This is a genomic window from Prevotella sp. 885, assembly GCF_002265625.1.
Taxonomy (GTDB): domain Bacteria; phylum Bacteroidota; class Bacteroidia; order Bacteroidales; family Bacteroidaceae; genus Prevotella.
In genome coordinates this window covers 1-18,707 of the sequence record NZ_NOVE01000003.1, presented here as the reverse complement: position 1 = coordinate 18,707, position 18,707 = coordinate 1, and the positions used below count along the sequence as shown (strand labels likewise).

Genomic DNA, 18,707 nt, shown 5'->3' with positions numbered 1-18,707 from the left:
CACCAACCATTTAAACAGACAAGACAATGACACGCAACTTCACAACAAACAACAGAGCAGCAGCAGAAGACATGGTTTGCACCGCAAGCATTTACGGAATCGACATTACAGCGGTTAAGGAAGACACAAAGAACAACATCTTCAGCTACAACATGACCGCAAGCCAAGACGAGCTCGACGGATTGGCAGAGAACGAGATAAACAAGAACGAATGGACAATTAAATAATGGAGGACAGAACAATGACAAAAGAATTAGCAGAGAACATCATAAGCCAGATAAAGGAAGACAAGGCTCAACAAGCAACCATCACTCTCAAGAGCGGAAAGGAGATGGAGTTCAACCCAACAGACGATGACTGCAGATTGATGCAGCAACCAGATAGCATTTATTCAAGCAGCATCCTCATCATAGAAGGAGAAGAAGGTACGAGCTTTATCGAATGCGAAGAGATAGCAATGATTTCAATTTAACCAAGGGAGGGCAAAGCAATGACAATCGAAGAGATGAAGACAAGCCAAGAGGCAATCGCAAGAATCATAGAGGTCGGAACCTACGGAAGCGAATGGCTCTACACAGAGATAAACGAGGAGCGAACACCAGCAGAGGTGCTGGAGAAGGCAATGCAGCTCCACGATTGCGGAAGCGACAGAAGAGCCTACATCCTCCTCCACGGTGGAACGCTGAACTTCCACGACGGATACGAGGAAGATGATGATGAGCAAGGAAGACCACACATCACCAGCATCACGCTGAAGGAATGGCAAGCTGGAATCGACAAGCTGGGGAAGGAGAGCAAGAGAAGCCTCGCCCACTTGATAGCAGAGATTGAGGATTACTACGATGCCAACAACGCCCTGCAATTTGTGATGTTTGGGGAAGAGATATACGGATAAGAAGGAAACGCCAGCCTAACCAGCTGACACCAAACCAAGAATAAATGACAGAACCAACAGGAAAGTACAAGTCAAGCAAGCGAGGCGAAGGGCGCACCCAGAAGCGAATCGGGGTAGCCATCGACTGCGACCTGGAGGATTGGCTGAGCATTCAGACCAACAAGAACCGCTACATCAACGGACTGATACGGAAGGACAGGGAGCAATACGAGCTACGAGCCACCGCCAAGGTCACAAGCAAGACAGAGGGAGAGCTGCTCACCGAAATGAGGGAGGCATGGGATGAGAAGCGAGACAAGGAACATGCAGAGGTAGCCAGCCACAAGCGAGGAAGACCACCCAAGAAGAAAGCAGACGAATAGGCAGAGGGAGAATCCACCACAGGGTTCTCCCTTACTTTTTGCCATAGAACACCCAATCCAGCACCCGACGATTTGCCTCGTCCACCTTCCGCAGGTCGAAATCGATATAGATGTCGGTGACGGAAGAACCACCGTGACCCAGGGCATGGGCGATAACATCCTTTGGAACATCGAGCGAGGCAGCGATGGTCGCCCACGAATGGCGAGCCACATAGGAAGACAGCATCGGGAAGGCAGGACGGAACACCTCCACCTCCCGATAGACACCCAGCTCATCGGTTCGCCATTCCTTCACGGTAGAGCCGATGGATTTCAAGCCACGACACATCTGATAAGTGAAGGTTGTATAATGCTTTCGGTTTTCACCCCAGGAAACGAGCCGACCAAGATGACCGTGGTACTTTTCGATGAGGGCAGCAGCCTCTGGCTCCACCTTTATGTCATAGAGCCGCCCCGTCTTGGAGCGACGATAAGACAGGCGACCATCCACAAGCTGGTCGGCATTCAGAGCCAGGAGGTCAACGAGATTAATGCCGATGAGACAGAAGGACAGCTTGAAGGCATCCACATATTGCTCCTGCCAAGTCACAGGGTACGAGAAGAGGGAGCGAAGAACCTCCACCGCCACGGCTCGCTTTTTGGTCGCCTCGGTTTTCACCTTGAAGGTGCGGAACGGATACCAAGCGGTCACACCATTGTCGATGGCATCATTAAAGACAGCCCGAACATTCCGCAAATGGATGGAGCGAGCATTTACGGACGGACACCCACCATCCTCAGAACCCAGCCAAGCCTCGAAGCGAGAGAGCCAATCCTTCGAAACCATCTCGAAGGAGAGCGACTCAGCATGAGAATCGAAAGCCAAAACCTTTTTAATAGTGACTTGGTAGATTTCACGAGTTCGCTGAGACTTGCAGAGGGAGGCATAGGAACGAAAGCGAGCCAAGAACAGATTGTCGGCACCTGCATCAGGACGCAGTTCAGAAGCCACACGATTCTTCACCTCGACAGCAGACAAGCCAACCAGATCACCAGCGTTTGTCAGTTTCAAGATGATTTCAGAGACACGAGCCATCGTCTGCAGCAGGAAAAGGTTTGTCGATTCATCGGACATAGAACCACGCACCTTTTGCGCCTTTGCATCCCACTGAGAGGGCAAGACACGGACACCAACGGCAAGCTGGGCGTGCTTATATTTATGGGCGAAGTCGAGCTTCAAGGGAGCAGGACTGCCATCGGCAACACCACGGACATCGAGATAATAATGGACTTTAATCATTTTTCAAGAATTGACTTGCACGAATTTTGCACGAATTTTGCAACAAAACAACACAAAAGAGGACAAAACGAAACATTGACGGCAAACACGAAACAGAGCAAAACAACACGAAAACAACTGATTATAAGCGGAAAGAGGGGGATTCGAACCCCCGAACCGGTTTTGCCGGTTACACGCTTTCCAGGCGTGCCTCTTCAACCACTCGAGCACCTCTCCTTTAAATAGTGGATGCAAAGATATGAAAAAAATCACAGATGCCAAAACGAAGCATCTGTGATTTAATCTATGTTAACAGTAAAAAACTGACGTGTTCTATATTAATATCAGCCTATACGGAACACTCTTTCCACATTCTCATTAGTCTGTCTGGCCACTTCCTCGTCCTCCACGCCATACGCTTCGGCGAGACATTTCAGCACAAACTCCACGTAAGCACTCTCATTGCGTTCTCCTCTCTTGGGCACCGGTGCCATATAAGGCGAGTCGGTCTCAAGTACTATACGTGAGAGTGGTACGGATGCAGGAAGGACTTCCGGCAGATGGCTCTTCTTGAACGTCAACACACCACCGATGCCAAGCACGAAGTTATGGAAATCGAGCAGTTGCTCCGCTTCCTTCTCATTACCAGTGAAACAATGAAACACTCCGCCCGGCAACTCATTCTGATAGCGACGCATCACCGCCACCATCTCGTTCTGCGCCTTACGGCAATGTATCATCAGCGGCAGGCGTGTCTCCACCGACCACTCCACTTGACGCTCGAACGCAGCCAGCTGTTCGCGCTCGTTATCGCGAGTCCAATAGAAGTCGAGTCCCACCTCACCGATGGCAATGAACGGATGACCCGGCACGATGTATTCACGCATTCTCTGCAATACGTTTTCCCAGTCTGCTCCCACCTCTTCAGGATGGAGTCCGATCATCGGATAGGCATACCCCTCATACTTTCGGCTTACGGCAAGGACCGTCTCCACTGACTTCAGGTCAATGGCAGGCAGAAACACCTTGCTTACACCGGCGGCACGCGCACGCTCCATCACTTCGTCGCGATCAGCGTCAAACTCCGTTCCGTCAAGATGGGTATGCGTGTCAATAAACTGTATCATACGTCGCTGATTAGTATTGACGGTTCATCATGCGCTGGGCATAAGCGGCAAGCTCTGCCTTACGGCTCTCGTCCACTGACACAGCCTGAAGATACTTACGGCTCTGCTCAAAGTAGTAGGCAATCTTGTCCTGAGCCATGCGGTCGATACCTATCTCGTTGTAAAGTCGGGTCACGGCAGCCACCTTCTCGTCGCGATCGAACTTTGTAGCTCCAATCCAGCTTTCAAGCTGACGACGCTGCTCTTCGTTGGCATGATTAAGGGCATTGATGAGCATGAATGTCTTCTTGTTAGACGTGATATCTCCACCGATAGCCTTACCGAACACACGTGTGTCGCCATATACGTCGAGGAAGTCGTCCTGCAACTGGAAAGCCAGACCTATCTGCTCACCGAATCGATACAGATTGTCAGCGTCCTCCTTCGAAGCACCGGCAAGGATGGCACCAATCTTGAGTGCGCAAGCAAGCAGTACGCTTGTCTTGAGTCGGATCATCTCAATGTATTCCTCCTCCGACACATCGTCACGATGCTCAAAAGCCATGTCATACTCCTGACCCTCACCTATTTCGAGAGCTGTCTCGGTGAACAAAGCCAGCACCTCAGCCATCTTGTCACTGCTGCATTGCTGCATACGCTGATAAGCAAGCACAAGCATTGAGTCGCCTGAGAGGATTGCAGTATTGGCATTCCACTTCTTGTGCACAGTCTCATGACCGCGACGCAGATCAGCATTGTCCATGAGGTCGTCATGCAGAAGCGTATAGTTATGGTAGGTCTCAAGTGCACAAGCAGGCATAAGGATAGTCTCGGGATCCTCCTTGAAGAGATTATACGAAAGGAGCATAAGCACTGGGCGTATGCGCTTTCCTCCCATAGAGAGCACATAACGTATCGGTTCGTAAAGCGACGCCGGACGGCGGTCGTACGGAAGCTGCACAAGATAGTCGTTGACGAGCTTCAATATTTGGTCTGCATTAATCATATTTTATTATGTGAAAAAGATGAATGTTTATGTTTATAAATCCTTTATGCCGACAGGGCATCACCTTGTCAGAGCTTAAACTCCACGGGGATGGCGAACAAAGTACGGCAAGGACGGTTCTTGTCAATGCCAGGTTTCCAGCGTGGCATCATACGTGCCACTCTGAGCGCCTCATTGTCCAAGATGGGGTTTACTGAATGAGCCACTTTCAAGTCGCATATCGATCCGTCGCGATTGATGACGAACGAGATTACCACACGTCCCTGAATCTTCTGACGTTGAGCCACTGGAGGATAACGAAGATTGTCGGTCAGCCACTTCACGAACGCCGACATTCCTCCCGGAAATTCGGGCAGCTGCTCTACGATGCGGAAGTTCAGAGGATTGTCTCCCATATCCACCGCCACCGGAGCAGGCGTATTATCGTCGGCTTTTTCTGCCTTGTCGTTCTTCTCACCGTTTCCTTCTTCGTCACCCACAATACGCTTCTTACTGATATCGGCGATGTTCTGAAGGTCCTTCTGTATCTTGTCCACCACCTTTATCTTCTGCTGTTGCTTCTTGCGTGGACGTGACGGCTCCACTACGGCTATCATATCCTGGCGTTCTTGTTTCTTGCGCATCGCCATTTCCTGCAGCACGTCGTCCATCGAGTCGTCCTCCGTATCCGTTCCTCCATAACGCACTGGGAACTCCAGAACCGCCACGAACAGCGACAGTGCTATGGCAAGCCCTATAAGAAACCTCTTCAGCCAATGCCGGTCAAGATCTGCCTTATATGATTTTTTAATTTCCATACTGCAAAGTTACGCTTTTATGATGGTAGAATCTGAAAAATCTTGTGTAATTTTGCAAAAGTGTATCTTTTTAAGACGATAAGAACCATTATTTAACATTTCACTTATGACAAACGGATATATAAGCAAGCAGTACGGACAGCCCACCAAGCGCTACGTACAGACCATGGACCTCAAGGACGACAGCCTTCTCATCCAGAAGTATCGTGAGGCTCACGACAAGGAGCATTTCTGGGATGAGATTAAGGAGGGTATCCAGGCTGTAGGCATTCTTGAGATGGAGATATACATACTCAAAAACCGACTTGTGATGATAGTTGACGCTCCCGTGGATTTCCGCTGGGACGAAGCCATGGCTCGCCTTGCCACCTTGCCGCGTCAGGCGGAATGGGAAAGCCATGTGGCTCAGTTCCAGAACTGCACGGCTGACGCCACAAGCGACGAAAAGTGGCAGATGATGGAACGCATGTTCTATCTTTACGAGAACGAGGAAGAAGAAAAATAAAAACATAATATACATATAATAAAGATGAAGAAACTATTGTCTCTGCCGCCAAACCTGGTGGGCAGCTTTCATGAGATAACCGAACTCCCGAAGAGTGAGTGGTTCTGCACCAACGACCCCGTGGGCAAAAAGCTTGGCTCCGGCGGAGGAACCACATGGCTGCTCCGTGCCGCCTATGAGGCTAATGACGAGGGCCGCACCTTCGACGAATGGCTTGCTGCCGACAAGCGTCTGCTTCTCCACGCCGGAGGACAGAGCCGCCGTTTGCCGTCGTATGCTCCTTCTGGAAAGATTCTCACACCGCTGCCTGTCTTCCGTTGGGAGCGCGGTCAGAGCCTTCATCAGGATCTGCTCTCGCTGCAGGTGCCTCTCTATAAGCGCATCATGGACATCGCTCCGAAGGGACTCAATACGATGATTGTCAGCGGCGACGTATACATCCGTTCCACAGAGCCACTGCAGTCCATCCCTGAGGATGCCGACATCGTGTGCTACGGTCTGTGGCTCGGCCCGGAGATTGCCAAGGACCACGGCGTCTTCGTGTCCACACGCGAGAACCCAACGGAGCTGAAGTGTATGCTTCAGAAGCCGTCCGTAGAGACACTCTCATCGCTGCTTGCCGATCATTTCTATCTTACCGACATCGGCGTATGGATTCTCTCAGACCGTGCCGTGAAGGTGCTCATGCAGCACTCATCTGCTGTAGGCAAGGAGCTTGACGGCGACGTCATCAATTATGATATGTACGGCGAGTTCGGTTGTGCTTTAGGATCAGAGCCGGTCATCAAGGACGCGGCTGTCAACGATCTTAAGGTTGCCATCCTGCCTCTCCCCGGCGGCGAGTTCTATCACTTCGGAACATCACACGAACTTCTTTCGTCAATGCTTGCCATCCAGAATCTCGTCAGCGACCAGCGCGAGATTATGCATCACGACCGCAAGCCTCATCCTTCCATGTTCGTGCAGAACACGGACGTTAAGATTAAGTGGAACGAGAACAATCGCAATATATGGGTGGAGAACGCCTTCATCGGCGCCGGCTGGACGCTCACCAAAGAGAACATCGTGACCGGTGTGCCGGAGAACAACTGGACTCTGACTCTCAGCGAGGGACAATGCGTAGACGTTGTGCCCATCGGCGAGAACCAGTGGGCAGTACGTCCATACGGATTTAATGACAAGTTCCGCGGCGACCTTGCCGAAGTGGAATATCTCGGCGGTTCGTTTGCTGAATGGGCTAAGGAGCGCGGCGTCTGCATTGACGACATTGAGGGACGCCATGACCTTCAGGCTGCCCGCATCTTCCCCATAGTCAGCAACGTGGACGATATGGGCATCGTGCTCCGCTGGATGCTCTCCGATCCGTCTCTCGAAGAGGGTAAGACCATCTGGGCTGCCTCACGCCGCGTCAGCGCCGACGAGATAAGCAGCGAAGCAAATCTCTGTCGTCTTGTGGCTCAGCGCACTAAGTTCCGCTGCCAGAACCTCACATTCCTGGCAAAGAACTGGGAGCACAGCGTCTTTTATCAGACCGACCTTGAGAGCACCGCTCGCGACTATGGACGTTACGACATTCCTCTCCCCTCTCCGCTGCCCTCTTCGGCATCACTCCTCACACGCACCAAGGACGCAATGTTCCGCTCCGAGGCACTTCGCTTCGCAGGCAAGGACGGCGGCAAGTACGAGGAAGAGGCGTTCTCGCTCTTGCGTCAGGGTCTCACGGACGAAGCTCTGCGCGTACGCCAGTGCCCGCGTCTTTCTGTATATGCCGACCAGATAGTCTGGGGACGTTCGCCCGTCCGCATCGACATAGCCGGTGGCTGGACCGACACACCTCCCTTCTGCCTCATGGAAGGCGGCAATGTGGTCAATCTTGCCATCAAGCTGAACGGTCAACCGCCGCTCCAGACTTACGTCAAGCCATGCAGCGAGCCTCACATCGTTCTGCGAAGCATCGACCTCGGCGCGTCCGAAACCATCTCCACATACGAGGAGTTGGCTGCATTCAATAAGGTTGGTTCGCCGTTCTCTATTCCTAAGGCAGCCCTCTCTCTCTCCGGCTTCCTTCCACAATTCTGCAAGGACCAGTACAATTCTCTGGAAGAACAGCTGCGTGCATTCGGATGCGGTCTTGAGGTAACGCTGCTCTCAGCCATTCCCGCCGGTTCTGGTCTTGGCACAAGCTCAGTTCTCGCCGCTACCGTACTCGGCGCATTGAGCGACTTCTGCGGACTGGGATGGGACAAGGCTGAGATCGGTCATCGCACACTCGTCCTCGAACAGCTCCTCACCACGGGAGGCGGATGGCAGGACCAGTTCGGCGGACTCCTGCCGGGCATCAAGCTGCTGCAGACCGAGCGCGGCTTCTGCCAGAACCCAGAGGTTCGCTATATGCCGGACGCACTATTCAATCTTCCAGAATACAAAGCATGCCACCTGCTCTATTACACCGGCATCACACGCACGGCTAAGACCATCCTCGCCGAGATTGTCCGCCGTATGTTCCTTAACGAGCATGACGAACTGGCACAGCTGCGTGAGATGAAAGCGCACGCCCTCGACATGTTCGACGCCATACAGCGCATGGACTTCGAGCGTATGGGACGTCTTGTCGGCAAGACATGGAAGCAAAACCAGGCTCTCGACTTGGGCACCAATCCTCCAGCCGTGGAAGCTCTCACACGCCTCGTTGACGACCTTTGCCTTGGCTATAAGTTGCCGGGTGCCGGAGGTGGCGGCTATCTTTACATGGTGGCAAAGGACGAGGACGCAGCAGCCCGCATCCGCCGCATCCTCTCCGAGAACCGTCCTAATGACAAGGCACGCTTCGTGGAGATGTCGCTCTGCCAAAACGGATTCCAAGTAAGCCGCAGCTAAACGCTGACGCTTTAACAATATCATCTATAGATTACGGATTTATCTATGATTCTGACTTTTTGCTACCCAAATGGCGTAGCCTCAGCAATCTAAGATAAATCCGTAATTTTTATATATATCACACGCTACCTCCGTACGCAGACAAAGAGTCAAATTGGAAACTACTCAGCACATGTCTTCTTGTCAAAAAACATGGCTTTATGTCCGCCATGCAAATATCGTACAAAGAGTAAAAACATGTTACAAAATAAAAATCAATTCTAGAGAATCAAAAAGCTGTTTTTATGGTTTTTTACAGCATAAAAGCCACCATCAATGACCATCAAAAACACAAAGTGCCCTCATAGCGCCACTTTTACAGTCTAAAAGCGGCGCTATTACAATGCAATAGTGGCGCTATTGGGTGGTAATAGCGGCGCTATGACACCCTAAAAGTGCCACTTTGACAACCCGTTTGTTTACGCACTTTTTCCGCAAACCACATAACCGACTGGGTATTAACGATATAGCCCCAAACGCTCAAAACTCAAGAAATTCGCACCAAAGATTTCTTCGTGCGCCGGGCTCATAGTATTGAGCGTTAGAAATGCAAATATTGTCTTCGGCGGAACCGCCGAAGAATTAGGAATTTTGAGTTTTGAGTTTTGAATTATTCTCGGCTTCGCCTACGATTTTGAATTATTCAGTTGTGAATTACAGCAGGCGAGGCAAACATAGGAGGCTATGGCGTCTCGCCGTAGCCACGCATCCACCCATAGCAGAATGCTTCCATATGCTTTAAAACAAAAATCCGCAAGGCCCTACGATGAGGCTTTGCGGATATTATTTATGTTAGCGTTATCAAAAAGACATTACTTCAGCTCTGTCTTGAAGAACTGTGCAACCTGACGGAGGAGGTGGTTGCGGGTGTTGCCTCCGAAGATGCTGTGATTGCGGTTGGTATAGAAGAGTTCGCGGAAGTCCTTGTCTGCCTGAACGAGCGCCTCAGAGTATTCGTAGGTGTTCTGCGGATGAACATTGTCGTCGGCTGTGCCGTGGCAGATGAGGAGAGCGCCGTGGAGCTTCGGGGCACGCTCAATGGGGTTGGTGGCGTAACCGTCAGGATTCTCCTTCGGTGTGCGCATGTAGCGCTCTGTATATACAGAGTCGTAATACTTCCAGTTGGTCGGAGGAGCTATTGCCACACCGGCACGGAAGACGCCACGACCCTCGCTCATACTCATCAGAGTGTTGAAGCCACCGTAGCTCCATCCCCAGATGCCGATGCGGTCCTTGTCGACGTAAGGCAGCGAACCTACATAGAGAGCGGTCTCTACCTGATCCTTCGACTCCAGATTGCCGAGGTTAAGATATGTGCACTTCTCAAACTCTGAGCCACGACCGCCTGTTCCGCGTCCGTCAACGCTTACAACAATGAAGCCCTCCTGAGCGAGATATGAGTCGAAAGCACCGCCCTGACCCATCGATCCGGCGCTCCATGAATTGGTGACCTGTTGGCTGCCGGGACCGCTATACTGATGCATGATGACAGGATACTTCTTGTTGGCGTCGAAGTCCTTTGGCTTTACCATCCATCCGTTGAGCACCACGCCCTCGGAAGTGGTGAATGAGAATGGCTCACGCTTGCAGAAGCCATAGTCAGAAACGAGCTGCTTGACAGCCTTGTTGTCCTCAATGGTGTTAATTAGCTTGCCCTCACGTGTGCGTGTGGTGAATACATAGGGAGTGTTATAGTCGCTCCATGTATTGACGAAGTACTGGAAGTCGCCTGAGAAGAACGCCGTGTTCCATCCCTCACGGTCTGTAAGGCGTACTGTCTTGCCGTTCTTGTGTGTGACGTAGACCTGACGATCTGTAGCTCCAAGGGCAGCAGCCTGATAATATACGTCGCCAGTCTTGGGGTCGTAGCCGTATACGGAAGTGATGTCGTAGTTGCCGTCACCGATGGTGCGCTGCAGCTGTCCGTTCATATTATAGATGTATAGCTTGGTGTAACCAGAGCGATCGCTGGGGAGCAGAATCTTGTCGCCGACGAACTTTACGCCTTCCATTGCCTCCTCACGCACATACTTGTCTACATGCTCCTTGATGATGAGCTGTGCCACGGTGCTGCGCGGATTGACAGCATAGAGGCAGAGGTCGTCCTGATGGCGGTTCATTGTGTAGACAACGATGCGCATCGGGTCGTTGGTGGGCTTGATGCGAGGCATGTAGCCGTCAGCATCGAGAGGCACCTGCAAGCGATTGATCTTATGGCTCTTGATGTCGTAGCTCCAAGCGCTTACGGTGCTGTTGTCCTCACCAGCCTTCGGATACTTGTACGAATATAATCCGGGATAGGTGTCGTACTCTTCCTTCGCGGGCTTCATGCCCTTATACATCTCGAGCGAATAAGTCTTGACCTTCGACTCGTCGTAACGAATCCAGCAGATCATCGTGCCGTCAGCATTGAAGGTAAGAGCGCTGTTGAAGCCGAACTCCTCCTCATTCACCCAGTCGGGTAAACCGTTGATTACCTCATTGAACTTGCCGTCCTTCGTCACCTGAATCTCGGCGTTGTCATAAAGCAGCTTCACGAGGAAGATGTTGCCTCCACGCACGAAAGCCACCTGCTGTCCGTCGGGCGACCATGTGGGAATCTGCTGCTTGTCGCCGTCAGAGAGACGGTCGAGTCGGCGCGACTCTATATTATAAATGTAGAAGTCGGCCTTGAACGAGCGGCGATAGATGCGCTCCGTCTTGGTCTGGATGAGCATTCGCTTTCCGTCGGGCGAAAGCACATAGTCGTCAAAGCCATCAATCTTGCATCCCATGGTGTTCTTCACGTCGAAGAGGACAGAGAGTTCCTTGCCCGTCTTGAACGAACAGCAAACCACGCGTTCGCCGTCCTGACTGATGCGTGCGTAAGTGTCTGTTCCTTCGATAGGATTGATGCCGTTTACTGTCTTGGCGGCAAACTTGCCGCTTGTGATGTCGGGAAGCGTAAGCTTGCCACCAGCCGACATTGTTGCTACAAACATAAGTAGTGCGGTAATGGTTAAGAAAAGACGTTTCATCTTAATGAATTTATTATTAGTTCTTGATTTTCGGTTTTGTATGTTGAGTCGTTTGCAAAGGTATAGAAAAAAACGTACTTTTGCACAATAAAACCATCCAAAGATTCAGAATGAACCCACAATTATATAATGACTACGGCAGCTGGATACGCAGCCAGTTCAGTTTCCGTGTACAGAAAATCAGCATAGACGGCGGTTTCTCATGCCCCAACCGTGACGGAACGGTGTCGGCAGGAGGATGCACGTTCTGCGACAACCGTACGTTTAATCCCTCTTACTGCAATCCGGCGAAGGGCATCCGGGAGCAGATACAGACGGGCAAGGACTTCTTCGCACGGAAATATCCTACCATGCGTTACCTCGCCTACTTCCAGGCATACAGCAACACCTATGCCCCACTCGACACGTTGCGCCGCCGCTATGAAGAGGCGCTGTCGCAGGACGGCGTGGTGGGCATCGTCATCGGCACACGCCCAGACTGCGTGACGGAGGAGACGCTCGACTATCTGGAGGAGCTGAGCCGAAGGACTTTCGTCATTGTGGAATACGGCATCGAGTCGGTGGACAACGCCACGCTGAAACGCATCAACCGCGGGCACACCTTCGAATGCTCAAGGGACGCCATCATCGCCACCCACGAACGCGGCATCCTTACCGGCGGACACATCATCCTCGGGCTGCCCGGCGAGACAGCGGAGGACAACATCAGGCAGGCAGCGGAGATATCAGCCCTGCCCCTCGACATTCTGAAATTGCACCAGCTACAGATAATCCGCGGCACGCAGCTTGCCGAGGACTATCTCAGCAATCCGTTCAAACTTTACACAGCCGACGAATACATAGACGTCTGCATACGTTACATAGAACGACTGCGAAAAGACCTCGTGCTGGAGAGATTCGTCAGCCAGTCGCCTGCCGACATGCTCATTGCCCCGAAATGGGGAATAAAGAACCACGAATTTACGGACCGTCTGGTCAACGAGCTGAAGCGTCGGAGGACATGGCAGGGACGGCTGCTGTAGGTGTCAGGTTCTGCTTACCCAAGGATGGGTAAGCGCAAACCGCTCGCCCAAGCGGAAGCCTTCTTCATAAAGGCGCTCCAGCTTGTCGATGTCCTTCGCCATGCGCGTCACCTCCATAGGACGCTCAGGGCGGATGCACACCACCTTGCCTTCATCCTCAAGACGCTCCACCATCTCAAGCTGACGGTTGTAAGCCTCAAGGCGATGGCTGAGCAGGACACGTAGGCGCGGATAGTTCTTATAGACGAAATGCGGAATCTTATGGTCGCGTCCCGTATCGCGATAACCACGATTGCGCGTAAGCACAAGGACGTTACGTTCATGACCAAGCTCCATGGCTCGCAGAACGGGTATGCTGTCGGCTATGCCGCCATCGAGCATGGGAATGCCGTCCACCGTGACTATCTTGCTGACAAATGGCAGAGAACTGGATGCACGCACGATGTCAATGGCACGCTGACGGTCTGACCGTTCCTGCAGATACATGGCATGACCAGTGAGACAGTTGGTGGTGACAATCTCGAAGGTAGCAGGATTCTGGAAGTAAGTGTCGTAGTCGAAGGGAATAAACTCGTTCGGAAACTTATCGTAAAGAAGCTTAGTGTCGAGAATGCTACCCTGCGTAAGGAAATGACGGAAACCGATGTAATCGTAACGTGCCATATAATCTATGTTCGAGACACGTGCACGGCGTGGCTGACGACTCATATACGACATGCCGTTGCATGCACCTGCCGACACAGCCACCACATAATTAAAATAAAGACCGTGCTTCATAAAACCATCGAGCACACCGCTCGTGAAAACTCCTCGCATTCCTCCGCCTTCAAGCACCAGTCCTGTGTTGTTATCTATAGTCATCATGATGTATAATTGTATTATCCGCATGCAAAAATAATGATTTTCGGGCGAAAAACCATTGAATACATATATTAATAGCGCACACATTTCATAATAAAATATAAAATAAGGCATTGCCGAGACTTTGTCTTTGCTTTGTCTTTTAATTTCATTAACTTTGCAATATTGAGCGCATTAAAACGAATATTAACAATAATATCAATCTAATCATGTTTGACAAAGCAACCTACGTATGCCGCCGCGCCAAGCTCAAGGAGCTCGTAAAGAGTGGTATCATCATATTGTTCGGCAACAATGAGTCGCCATGCAATTGCCCTGCCAACGGATATTCCCCGTTCCGCCAGGATTCGTCATTCCTTTATTATTTCGGACTTAACCGTGACGGACTGGTCGGCGTGATCGACGTCGACAACGACACGGAAACCCTTATCGGCAACGACATCGACATCGAAGATATCGTATGGTTCGGCAGCGTAGACAGCGTGCATGACATGGCAGAAAGCGTGGGCGTGAGCAATTCTGCTCCGATGAAGGCGCTGAAGACAATATGCAACGAAGCCATCAAACTGAAGCGTCGCATTCACTTCCTGCCTCCTTACCGCTTTGACATAAAACTGCAGATATTCAACCTGCTCGGCATCCATCCCGTACAGCAGAAAGAGTCGGCAAGCATCGACCTTATCAAGGCTGTGGTGAAGATGCGCTCCACCAAAGAGCAACAGGAAATCGAGGAGCTGGAGCGTGCAGCCGAGATAGGCTATATGATGCACACAACAGCAATGCGCCTCGTAAAGCCAGGCCTCACGGAGAAATACGTAGCAGGTCAGGTGGACGGCATTGCCTATTCATACGGAGCAATGCCAAGCTTCCCGACCATCTTCAGCCAGCACGGCGAGATTATGCACGGCAACCCCTCGATGGCAGAGCTGGAAAGCGGACGACTGGTGCTCTGCGACTGCGGTGGCGAGACCATCAACAACTACTGCTCGGACAACACACGTACGTTCCCGGTTAACGGAAAGTTCACACAGCGCCAGCTTGAGATTTACTCCATCGTGGAGGAATGTCACGACTACGTACTGGACGTAGCTCGTCCCGGCGTGAAATATATGGACGTTCACTTCGCAGTATGCCGCCTTATGACGGAGCGCCTGAAGGAACTCGGACTGATGAAGGGCGACGTGGACGAGGCTGTGGCAGCCGGCGCACACGCCATGTTCCTGCCTCACGGACTCGGACACATGATGGGTATGGACGTACACGACATGGAGTCGTTCGACCAGATAAACGTAGGCTTCGACGAGGAGACACGTCCACGCCTTGACCAGTTCGGCACAAACTGCCTGCGCATGGGACGCCGTCTGGAGGAAGGCTTCGTGGTGACAGACGAGCCGGGCATCTACTTCATCCCCGCTCTCATCGACGACTGGAAGAAGTCTGGTCATTGTGCTGAATTCCTCAACTTCGACAAGCTGGAGACATACAAGGACTTCGGCGGAATACGTATAGAGGACGACGTGCTCATCACGAAGGACGGTTGCCGATTCATTGGCGAAAAGCGCATTCCATACCATCCGAAGGACGTGGAGGCATTCATGGCGGAGAACTAAGCCGAAGAATGTCTGCATAAAAGCAATAGAGATTAAGAATTTATTTACACAACAACAAAACCAATACCAACAAAACAAAATGAAGAAAGTACTGACACTCGCGCTCCTCGCACTTCTCGCGACTGGCGCAAACGCTAAGCCAAAGAAGGCAGCAAGCAACAAGCCTGTCTTCACAGTAGTGAAGGAGAACCCCATCACAAGCATCAAGGACCAGAACCGTAGCGGCACATGTTGGGCATACTCAACATTGTCTTACTTCGAGGCTGAGATTCTGAAGAAGACCGGCAAGACCTACGATCTCTGCGAGTCTTTCGTTGCTAACAAGGACTACATGGACCGTGCCGTTCAGGTGGTTCGTCTGCATGGCGACTGCCAGTTCGCACAGGGTGGTTCTGCTTACGACGTGTTCTACGTTCTGAAGAACTACGGTATCTGCCCTGAGGACCAGATGCCTTTCCCCGGATCGCTCTACGGTGACTCACTCAACAACTTCAACGAGTTCTTCGGACAGCTCGAGCCGTACGTAAACGGTATCGCAAGAAGCAAGGAGAACAAGATCTCTGGCCAGTGGAAGGTAGGACTCCAGGGCATCCTCGACGCTTACCTCGGCAAGTGCCCGGAGAAGTTCACATACGAGGGTAAGGAGTACACACCGAAAACTTTCGCTGCAAGCCTCGGCCTTGACATGAACGACTACGTGTCAATCACAAGCTACTCACACAAGCCTTACTATTCACAGTACGCTGTTGAGGTGCAGGACAACTGGCGCAACCCGCTGTCTTGGAACCTTCCGATGGAGGATATGGCACGCGTTATCGAGAACGCCGTAATGAACGGTTACACAGTAGCATGGGGTGGTGACGTTAGCGAGCCGGGCTTCACACGTAACGGTCTCGCTTACTTCGTTGACACAAAGAAGGCTGAGAGCCTTTCAGGTAGCGACATGGCCCGCTGGTTGAAGTTGTCTCCGACAAAGCGCACAAGCATCATCGACTCTCTCGGATGCAAGGTTCCTGAGCTCGTTCCTACTCCTGAGCAGCGCCAGCAGCGCTTCGACAACTGGGAGCTTACTGACGACCACGGCATGCTGATCTTCGGTATCGCTAAGGACCAGCACGGCAAGGAGTACTACATGGTGAAGAACTCTTGGGGCGAGACAGGTGCTTACAAGGGCATCTGGTATATGACCAAGAACTACATCGTGGCTAACACCATGGACTACATGGTTAACAAGAACGCCATCCCTGCTGACATCCTCAAGAAGATGGAGGAGGCTAAGAAGAACCAGGGCATCGGCGATTAATTGCCATAGTCACGGCATCTTAATGCCACATTAAACAATAAGGGTGGGTCAGAAGAACTTCTTTCGAGTTTTTCTGACCCACCCTCTTTTTATATAGCTTTATATCTTTGAAACTACAGCAGTTGCGTCTTGAAGCCTAACGACAGTCCGAAGACATCCCAGAATCCAGCCTTCCAGTTATAGCCGAACTTCATTATGCCGATGTCGTTGGCGCTCAGTTCGTAGAAGAAGCTCACCGACTTGACATACTTGCGTCGGCTATGCGGCACCATCTTCGTAATACGTTGTCCCACAAAGATGTTTGGACGTATGCGCGTGGAGAAAGGATAATAACCACCAGCATATCGTACCGGCTGCTTCACCCAGAAGTCGTGACCGAATATGGTATTGAAATACACGCCACATTGCAAGGGTTCGAACGTCCAGCCATGACCCATATACCTCGACCACGGGATGAAGTTCTGCTTCAATGTGAACGTCATCTTGGCATAGTCAGACTCGTACTTGGGCACGAATCCCACAAGCAAGTGGGTTTCCCATTGTCTGCGCTTGCCGTAATCCCAACCAATACCTACGGAGACAAGACCCATATTGCCACAGAACTGCAAAACGTGCTGCGTAGGAATCAGGCTCGCCCAACCCTTACGATAATAATGTATGCGCTTGTCATAACGCGAAAAGTTCTGATTGTTGCCATCACGTACATACTTCGTCGTATCGCGATCAACATACACCAACGAGTCGCCACCACGATGCCAGGCATCCTGAGCAGAAGCAGACGTGAAAGCCAGCAGAGCGACGGCAAATGCCGCCAAAACATTAAACCTCAATGATTTCATAGCTGTATCCTTTAGGAGTGATGGTGAATATGTAATACTTATGCTTCTGCGCACTTCCTACCTGATAATACATCAGACCATTGCCATAGATGTCGTGCTGTTCCGTGTGATGACCGTGTCCATAGAGACAGAAGATGGGTTCGGGGAAGCGCATGACGTAATAATTAAACACCTTAGCCACATTGTTGTTGAACTGTTCGGAATAAGGAGCGGCGTGCATGCACATCACGGTACGGCTGAACTCGTCTGCACGCGACGTCATCTCCTGTTCCATGAAGTCGAAGTTGGGCACGGGACGCGAATAGTCGTACTCAATGGCATTGGTATTCAGGCACACAAACTTCACCCGCCCAGCGATGAAGCTGAAGTCGGGGTCGCCAAACATACGCTCATACACCTCATTGCCGGTTCCAAGACAGTCATGATTGCCAAGCAGCACGACGTAAGGCTTGTTTAGTCGGGCGATGTTGTCACGCGCCCACTCATACTCACGAGTGGAGCCACAGTCAGTTATGTCGCCGCAATGAACCACAAAGTCTATGGTGTCACGACGGTTAATGTCCTTGATTATATTCTGCAGACCATTATAATATTTATGCGAGTCGCTGATGAAAGCAAGGCGGATGGTGTCCTTATCCAGCGTAGACTTCTCTATAAGCGCAATGTTCTTGGCGTTGATACCTTTCTCGCCACGTATATGAACATCGTAAGGATGGACATCAAACACCGTGTCGCATCCAACCAATGCAAGAGCACAACACACCATGCCACAGCATAACAGGCGTCGGAAAATCGTTAGCTTATTCATTTCAGATTGATAATTAATGATGCGTAAAGGTAACAAAAAACACATAAACACACCTTTACAGTATCGTTTTTAAATACTAATTGAACAATAATGCAGCACAAATGAACACATCAGGACCTTTTCATGTCAGAAACCGCCACCAAGACAAGGAAAAAGAGGACCACTGGAAAAAGTGTGTGGATATCGTAGTACAATAAAAACACTATATTGTCCGTTTATAAAGTCAAAGAACGGATAAATATGGAAAAGTATAGACTCCTTGCAGAATGTCTTTTGCCCGAACACATGCTGGATTGGTTCGACCTTAAAGACGTGTTTGTAGAGCAAAAGAAAGAAACAAAGCTTGTTCACATATACCTTGACGAAAACGAGCTGAGACCAGGTGACAGAACCGATATTCGT

Annotated in this window: 17 protein-coding genes and 1 tRNA gene; 9 read left to right on the top strand and 9 right to left on the bottom strand. The window is 51.0% G+C overall.

Translation table 11 applies throughout. The annotated features are described in order from the left end of the window. Window positions 1–26: 26 nt before the first annotated feature. Genes CHL74_RS01770 through CHL74_RS01755 form a run of 4 tightly spaced genes read left to right on the top strand, consistent with a single transcriptional unit; the run spans window position 27 to window position 1,257 of the window. Window positions 27–227 (top strand): hypothetical protein, encoded by a 201-nt coding sequence (locus tag CHL74_RS01770; RefSeq protein WP_094879412.1) that lies wholly within the window; start codon window positions 27–29, stop codon window positions 225–227. Between the two features lie 14 nt (window positions 228–241). Then, the gene (locus CHL74_RS01765) at window positions 242–472 is read left to right on the top strand and encodes a hypothetical protein (RefSeq protein ID WP_141241195.1); all 231 of its coding nucleotides are present in this window, start codon (window positions 242–244) and stop codon (window positions 470–472) included. Window positions 473–490: 18 nt separating this feature from the next. Next, window positions 491–895: a hypothetical protein gene (locus CHL74_RS01760; protein WP_094879410.1), complete on the top strand. Its 405-nt coding sequence runs from the start codon at window positions 491–493 to the stop codon at window positions 893–895. A 44-nt stretch (window positions 896–939) separates the two neighbouring features. Continuing rightward, the gene (locus CHL74_RS01755) at window positions 940–1,257 is read left to right on the top strand and encodes a hypothetical protein (RefSeq protein WP_094879409.1); all 318 of its coding nucleotides are present in this window, start codon (window positions 940–942) and stop codon (window positions 1,255–1,257) included. A gap of 31 nt (window positions 1,258–1,288) precedes the next feature. Here CHL74_RS01755 and CHL74_RS01750 read toward each other — a convergent pair whose 3' ends face one another. The 5 genes from CHL74_RS01750 to CHL74_RS01730 form a co-directional block, all read right to left on the bottom strand. After that, window positions 1,289–2,536 (bottom strand): site-specific integrase, encoded by a 1,248-nt coding sequence (locus CHL74_RS01750; protein ID WP_094879408.1) that lies wholly within the window; start codon window positions 2,534–2,536, stop codon window positions 1,289–1,291. A gap of 128 nt (window positions 2,537–2,664) precedes the next feature. Beyond that, window positions 2,665–2,752: transfer RNA gene (locus CHL74_RS01745), tRNA-Ser, on the bottom strand. 107 nt (window positions 2,753–2,859) lie between these two features. Then, window positions 2,860–3,642, bottom strand: a complete 783-nt coding sequence (locus CHL74_RS01740; protein WP_094879407.1) for a TatD family hydrolase — start codon at window positions 3,640–3,642, stop codon at window positions 2,860–2,862. A 10-nt stretch (window positions 3,643–3,652) separates the two neighbouring features. Further along, complete coding sequence (locus CHL74_RS01735) at window positions 3,653–4,627, bottom strand: polyprenyl synthetase family protein (RefSeq protein WP_176452142.1); 975 nt, start codon at window positions 4,625–4,627, stop codon at window positions 3,653–3,655. Window positions 4,628–4,695: 68 nt separating this feature from the next. Further along, window positions 4,696–5,424: an energy transducer TonB gene (locus tag CHL74_RS01730; RefSeq protein WP_094879406.1), complete on the bottom strand. Its 729-nt coding sequence runs from the start codon at window positions 5,422–5,424 to the stop codon at window positions 4,696–4,698. A 106-nt stretch (window positions 5,425–5,530) separates the two neighbouring features. Between CHL74_RS01730 and CHL74_RS01725 the strand changes: the two genes are divergently transcribed. Together CHL74_RS01725 and CHL74_RS01720 are read left to right on the top strand one after the other, a co-directional pair. Then, the gene (locus CHL74_RS01725) at window positions 5,531–5,929 is read left to right on the top strand and encodes an L-rhamnose mutarotase (RefSeq protein WP_094879405.1); all 399 of its coding nucleotides are present in this window, start codon (window positions 5,531–5,533) and stop codon (window positions 5,927–5,929) included. A gap of 24 nt (window positions 5,930–5,953) precedes the next feature. After that, window positions 5,954–8,806: a bifunctional fucokinase/fucose-1-phosphate guanylyltransferase gene (locus tag CHL74_RS01720; protein WP_094879404.1), complete on the top strand. Its 2,853-nt coding sequence runs from the start codon at window positions 5,954–5,956 to the stop codon at window positions 8,804–8,806. 851 nt (window positions 8,807–9,657) lie between these two features. On the opposite strand, the gene CHL74_RS01715 is transcribed toward CHL74_RS01720, so the two are convergent. Then, on the bottom strand, window positions 9,658–11,862 hold the full coding sequence (locus CHL74_RS01715; protein WP_094879403.1) for a S9 family peptidase: 2,205 nt from the start codon (window positions 11,860–11,862) through the stop codon (window positions 9,658–9,660). A 110-nt stretch (window positions 11,863–11,972) separates the two neighbouring features. On the opposite strand from CHL74_RS01715, the gene CHL74_RS01710 reads away from it, so the two are divergent. Continuing rightward, window positions 11,973–12,884 carry a TIGR01212 family radical SAM protein gene (locus CHL74_RS01710; RefSeq protein ID WP_094879402.1) on the top strand — a complete coding sequence of 304 codons (912 nt, stop codon included), beginning with the start codon at window positions 11,973–11,975 and terminating at the stop codon, window positions 12,882–12,884. 3 nt (window positions 12,885–12,887) lie between these two features. Here the strand turns inward: CHL74_RS01710 and CHL74_RS01705 are convergent, their stop codons facing one another. Continuing rightward, window positions 12,888–13,745, bottom strand: a complete 858-nt coding sequence (locus CHL74_RS01705; protein WP_094879574.1) for a patatin-like phospholipase family protein — start codon at window positions 13,743–13,745, stop codon at window positions 12,888–12,890. A 209-nt stretch (window positions 13,746–13,954) separates the two neighbouring features. Between CHL74_RS01705 and CHL74_RS01700 the strand changes: the two genes are divergently transcribed. Then, on the top strand, window positions 13,955–15,355 hold the full coding sequence (locus CHL74_RS01700) for an aminopeptidase P family protein (protein ID WP_094879401.1): 1,401 nt from the start codon (window positions 13,955–13,957) through the stop codon (window positions 15,353–15,355). Between the two features lie 31 nt (window positions 15,356–15,386). Further along, the gene (locus CHL74_RS01695; protein WP_254923199.1) at window positions 15,387–16,658 is read left to right on the top strand and encodes an aminopeptidase C; all 1,272 of its coding nucleotides are present in this window, start codon (window positions 15,387–15,389) and stop codon (window positions 16,656–16,658) included. Between the two features lie 113 nt (window positions 16,659–16,771). Here CHL74_RS01695 and CHL74_RS01690 read toward each other — a convergent pair whose 3' ends face one another. After that, complete coding sequence (locus CHL74_RS01690; protein WP_141241194.1) at window positions 16,772–17,497, bottom strand: hypothetical protein; 726 nt, start codon at window positions 17,495–17,497, stop codon at window positions 16,772–16,774. Next, entirely contained in the window at window positions 17,478–18,305 is an 828-nt protein-coding gene (locus tag CHL74_RS01685; protein WP_094879398.1) for a metallophosphoesterase family protein, read from the bottom strand. The genes CHL74_RS01690 and CHL74_RS01685 overlap by 20 nt, the downstream gene beginning before the upstream one ends. Window positions 18,306–18,707 lie beyond the last annotated feature (402 nt).

Coding starts and splice junctions, on each gene's coding strand:
- CHL74_RS01770 (WP_094879412.1), top strand. CDS start 27: ATGACACGCAACTTCACAACAAACAACAGAGCAGCAGCAGAAGACATG.
- CHL74_RS01765 (WP_141241195.1), top strand. CDS start 242: ATGACAAAAGAATTAGCAGAGAACATCATAAGCCAGATAAAGGAAGAC.
- CHL74_RS01760 (WP_094879410.1), top strand. CDS start 491: ATGACAATCGAAGAGATGAAGACAAGCCAAGAGGCAATCGCAAGAATC.
- CHL74_RS01755 (WP_094879409.1), top strand. CDS start 940: ATGACAGAACCAACAGGAAAGTACAAGTCAAGCAAGCGAGGCGAAGGG.
- CHL74_RS01750 (WP_094879408.1), bottom strand. CDS start 2,536: ATGATTAAAGTCCATTATTATCTCGATGTCCGTGGTGTTGCCGATGGC.
- CHL74_RS01740 (WP_094879407.1), bottom strand. CDS start 3,642: ATGATACAGTTTATTGACACGCATACCCATCTTGACGGAACGGAGTTT.
- CHL74_RS01735 (WP_176452142.1), bottom strand. CDS start 4,627: ATGATTAATGCAGACCAAATATTGAAGCTCGTCAACGACTATCTTGTG.
- CHL74_RS01730 (WP_094879406.1), bottom strand. CDS start 5,424: ATGGAAATTAAAAAATCATATAAGGCAGATCTTGACCGGCATTGGCTG.
- CHL74_RS01725 (WP_094879405.1), top strand. CDS start 5,531: ATGACAAACGGATATATAAGCAAGCAGTACGGACAGCCCACCAAGCGC.
- CHL74_RS01720 (WP_094879404.1), top strand. CDS start 5,954: ATGAAGAAACTATTGTCTCTGCCGCCAAACCTGGTGGGCAGCTTTCAT.
- CHL74_RS01715 (WP_094879403.1), bottom strand. CDS start 11,862: ATGAAACGTCTTTTCTTAACCATTACCGCACTACTTATGTTTGTAGCA.
- CHL74_RS01710 (WP_094879402.1), top strand. CDS start 11,973: ATGAACCCACAATTATATAATGACTACGGCAGCTGGATACGCAGCCAG.
- CHL74_RS01705 (WP_094879574.1), bottom strand. CDS start 13,745: ATGACTATAGATAACAACACAGGACTGGTGCTTGAAGGCGGAGGAATG.
- CHL74_RS01700 (WP_094879401.1), top strand. CDS start 13,955: ATGTTTGACAAAGCAACCTACGTATGCCGCCGCGCCAAGCTCAAGGAG.
- CHL74_RS01690 (WP_141241194.1), bottom strand. CDS start 17,497: ATGAAATCATTGAGGTTTAATGTTTTGGCGGCATTTGCCGTCGCTCTG.
- CHL74_RS01685 (WP_094879398.1), bottom strand. CDS start 18,305: ATGAATAAGCTAACGATTTTCCGACGCCTGTTATGCTGTGGCATGGTG.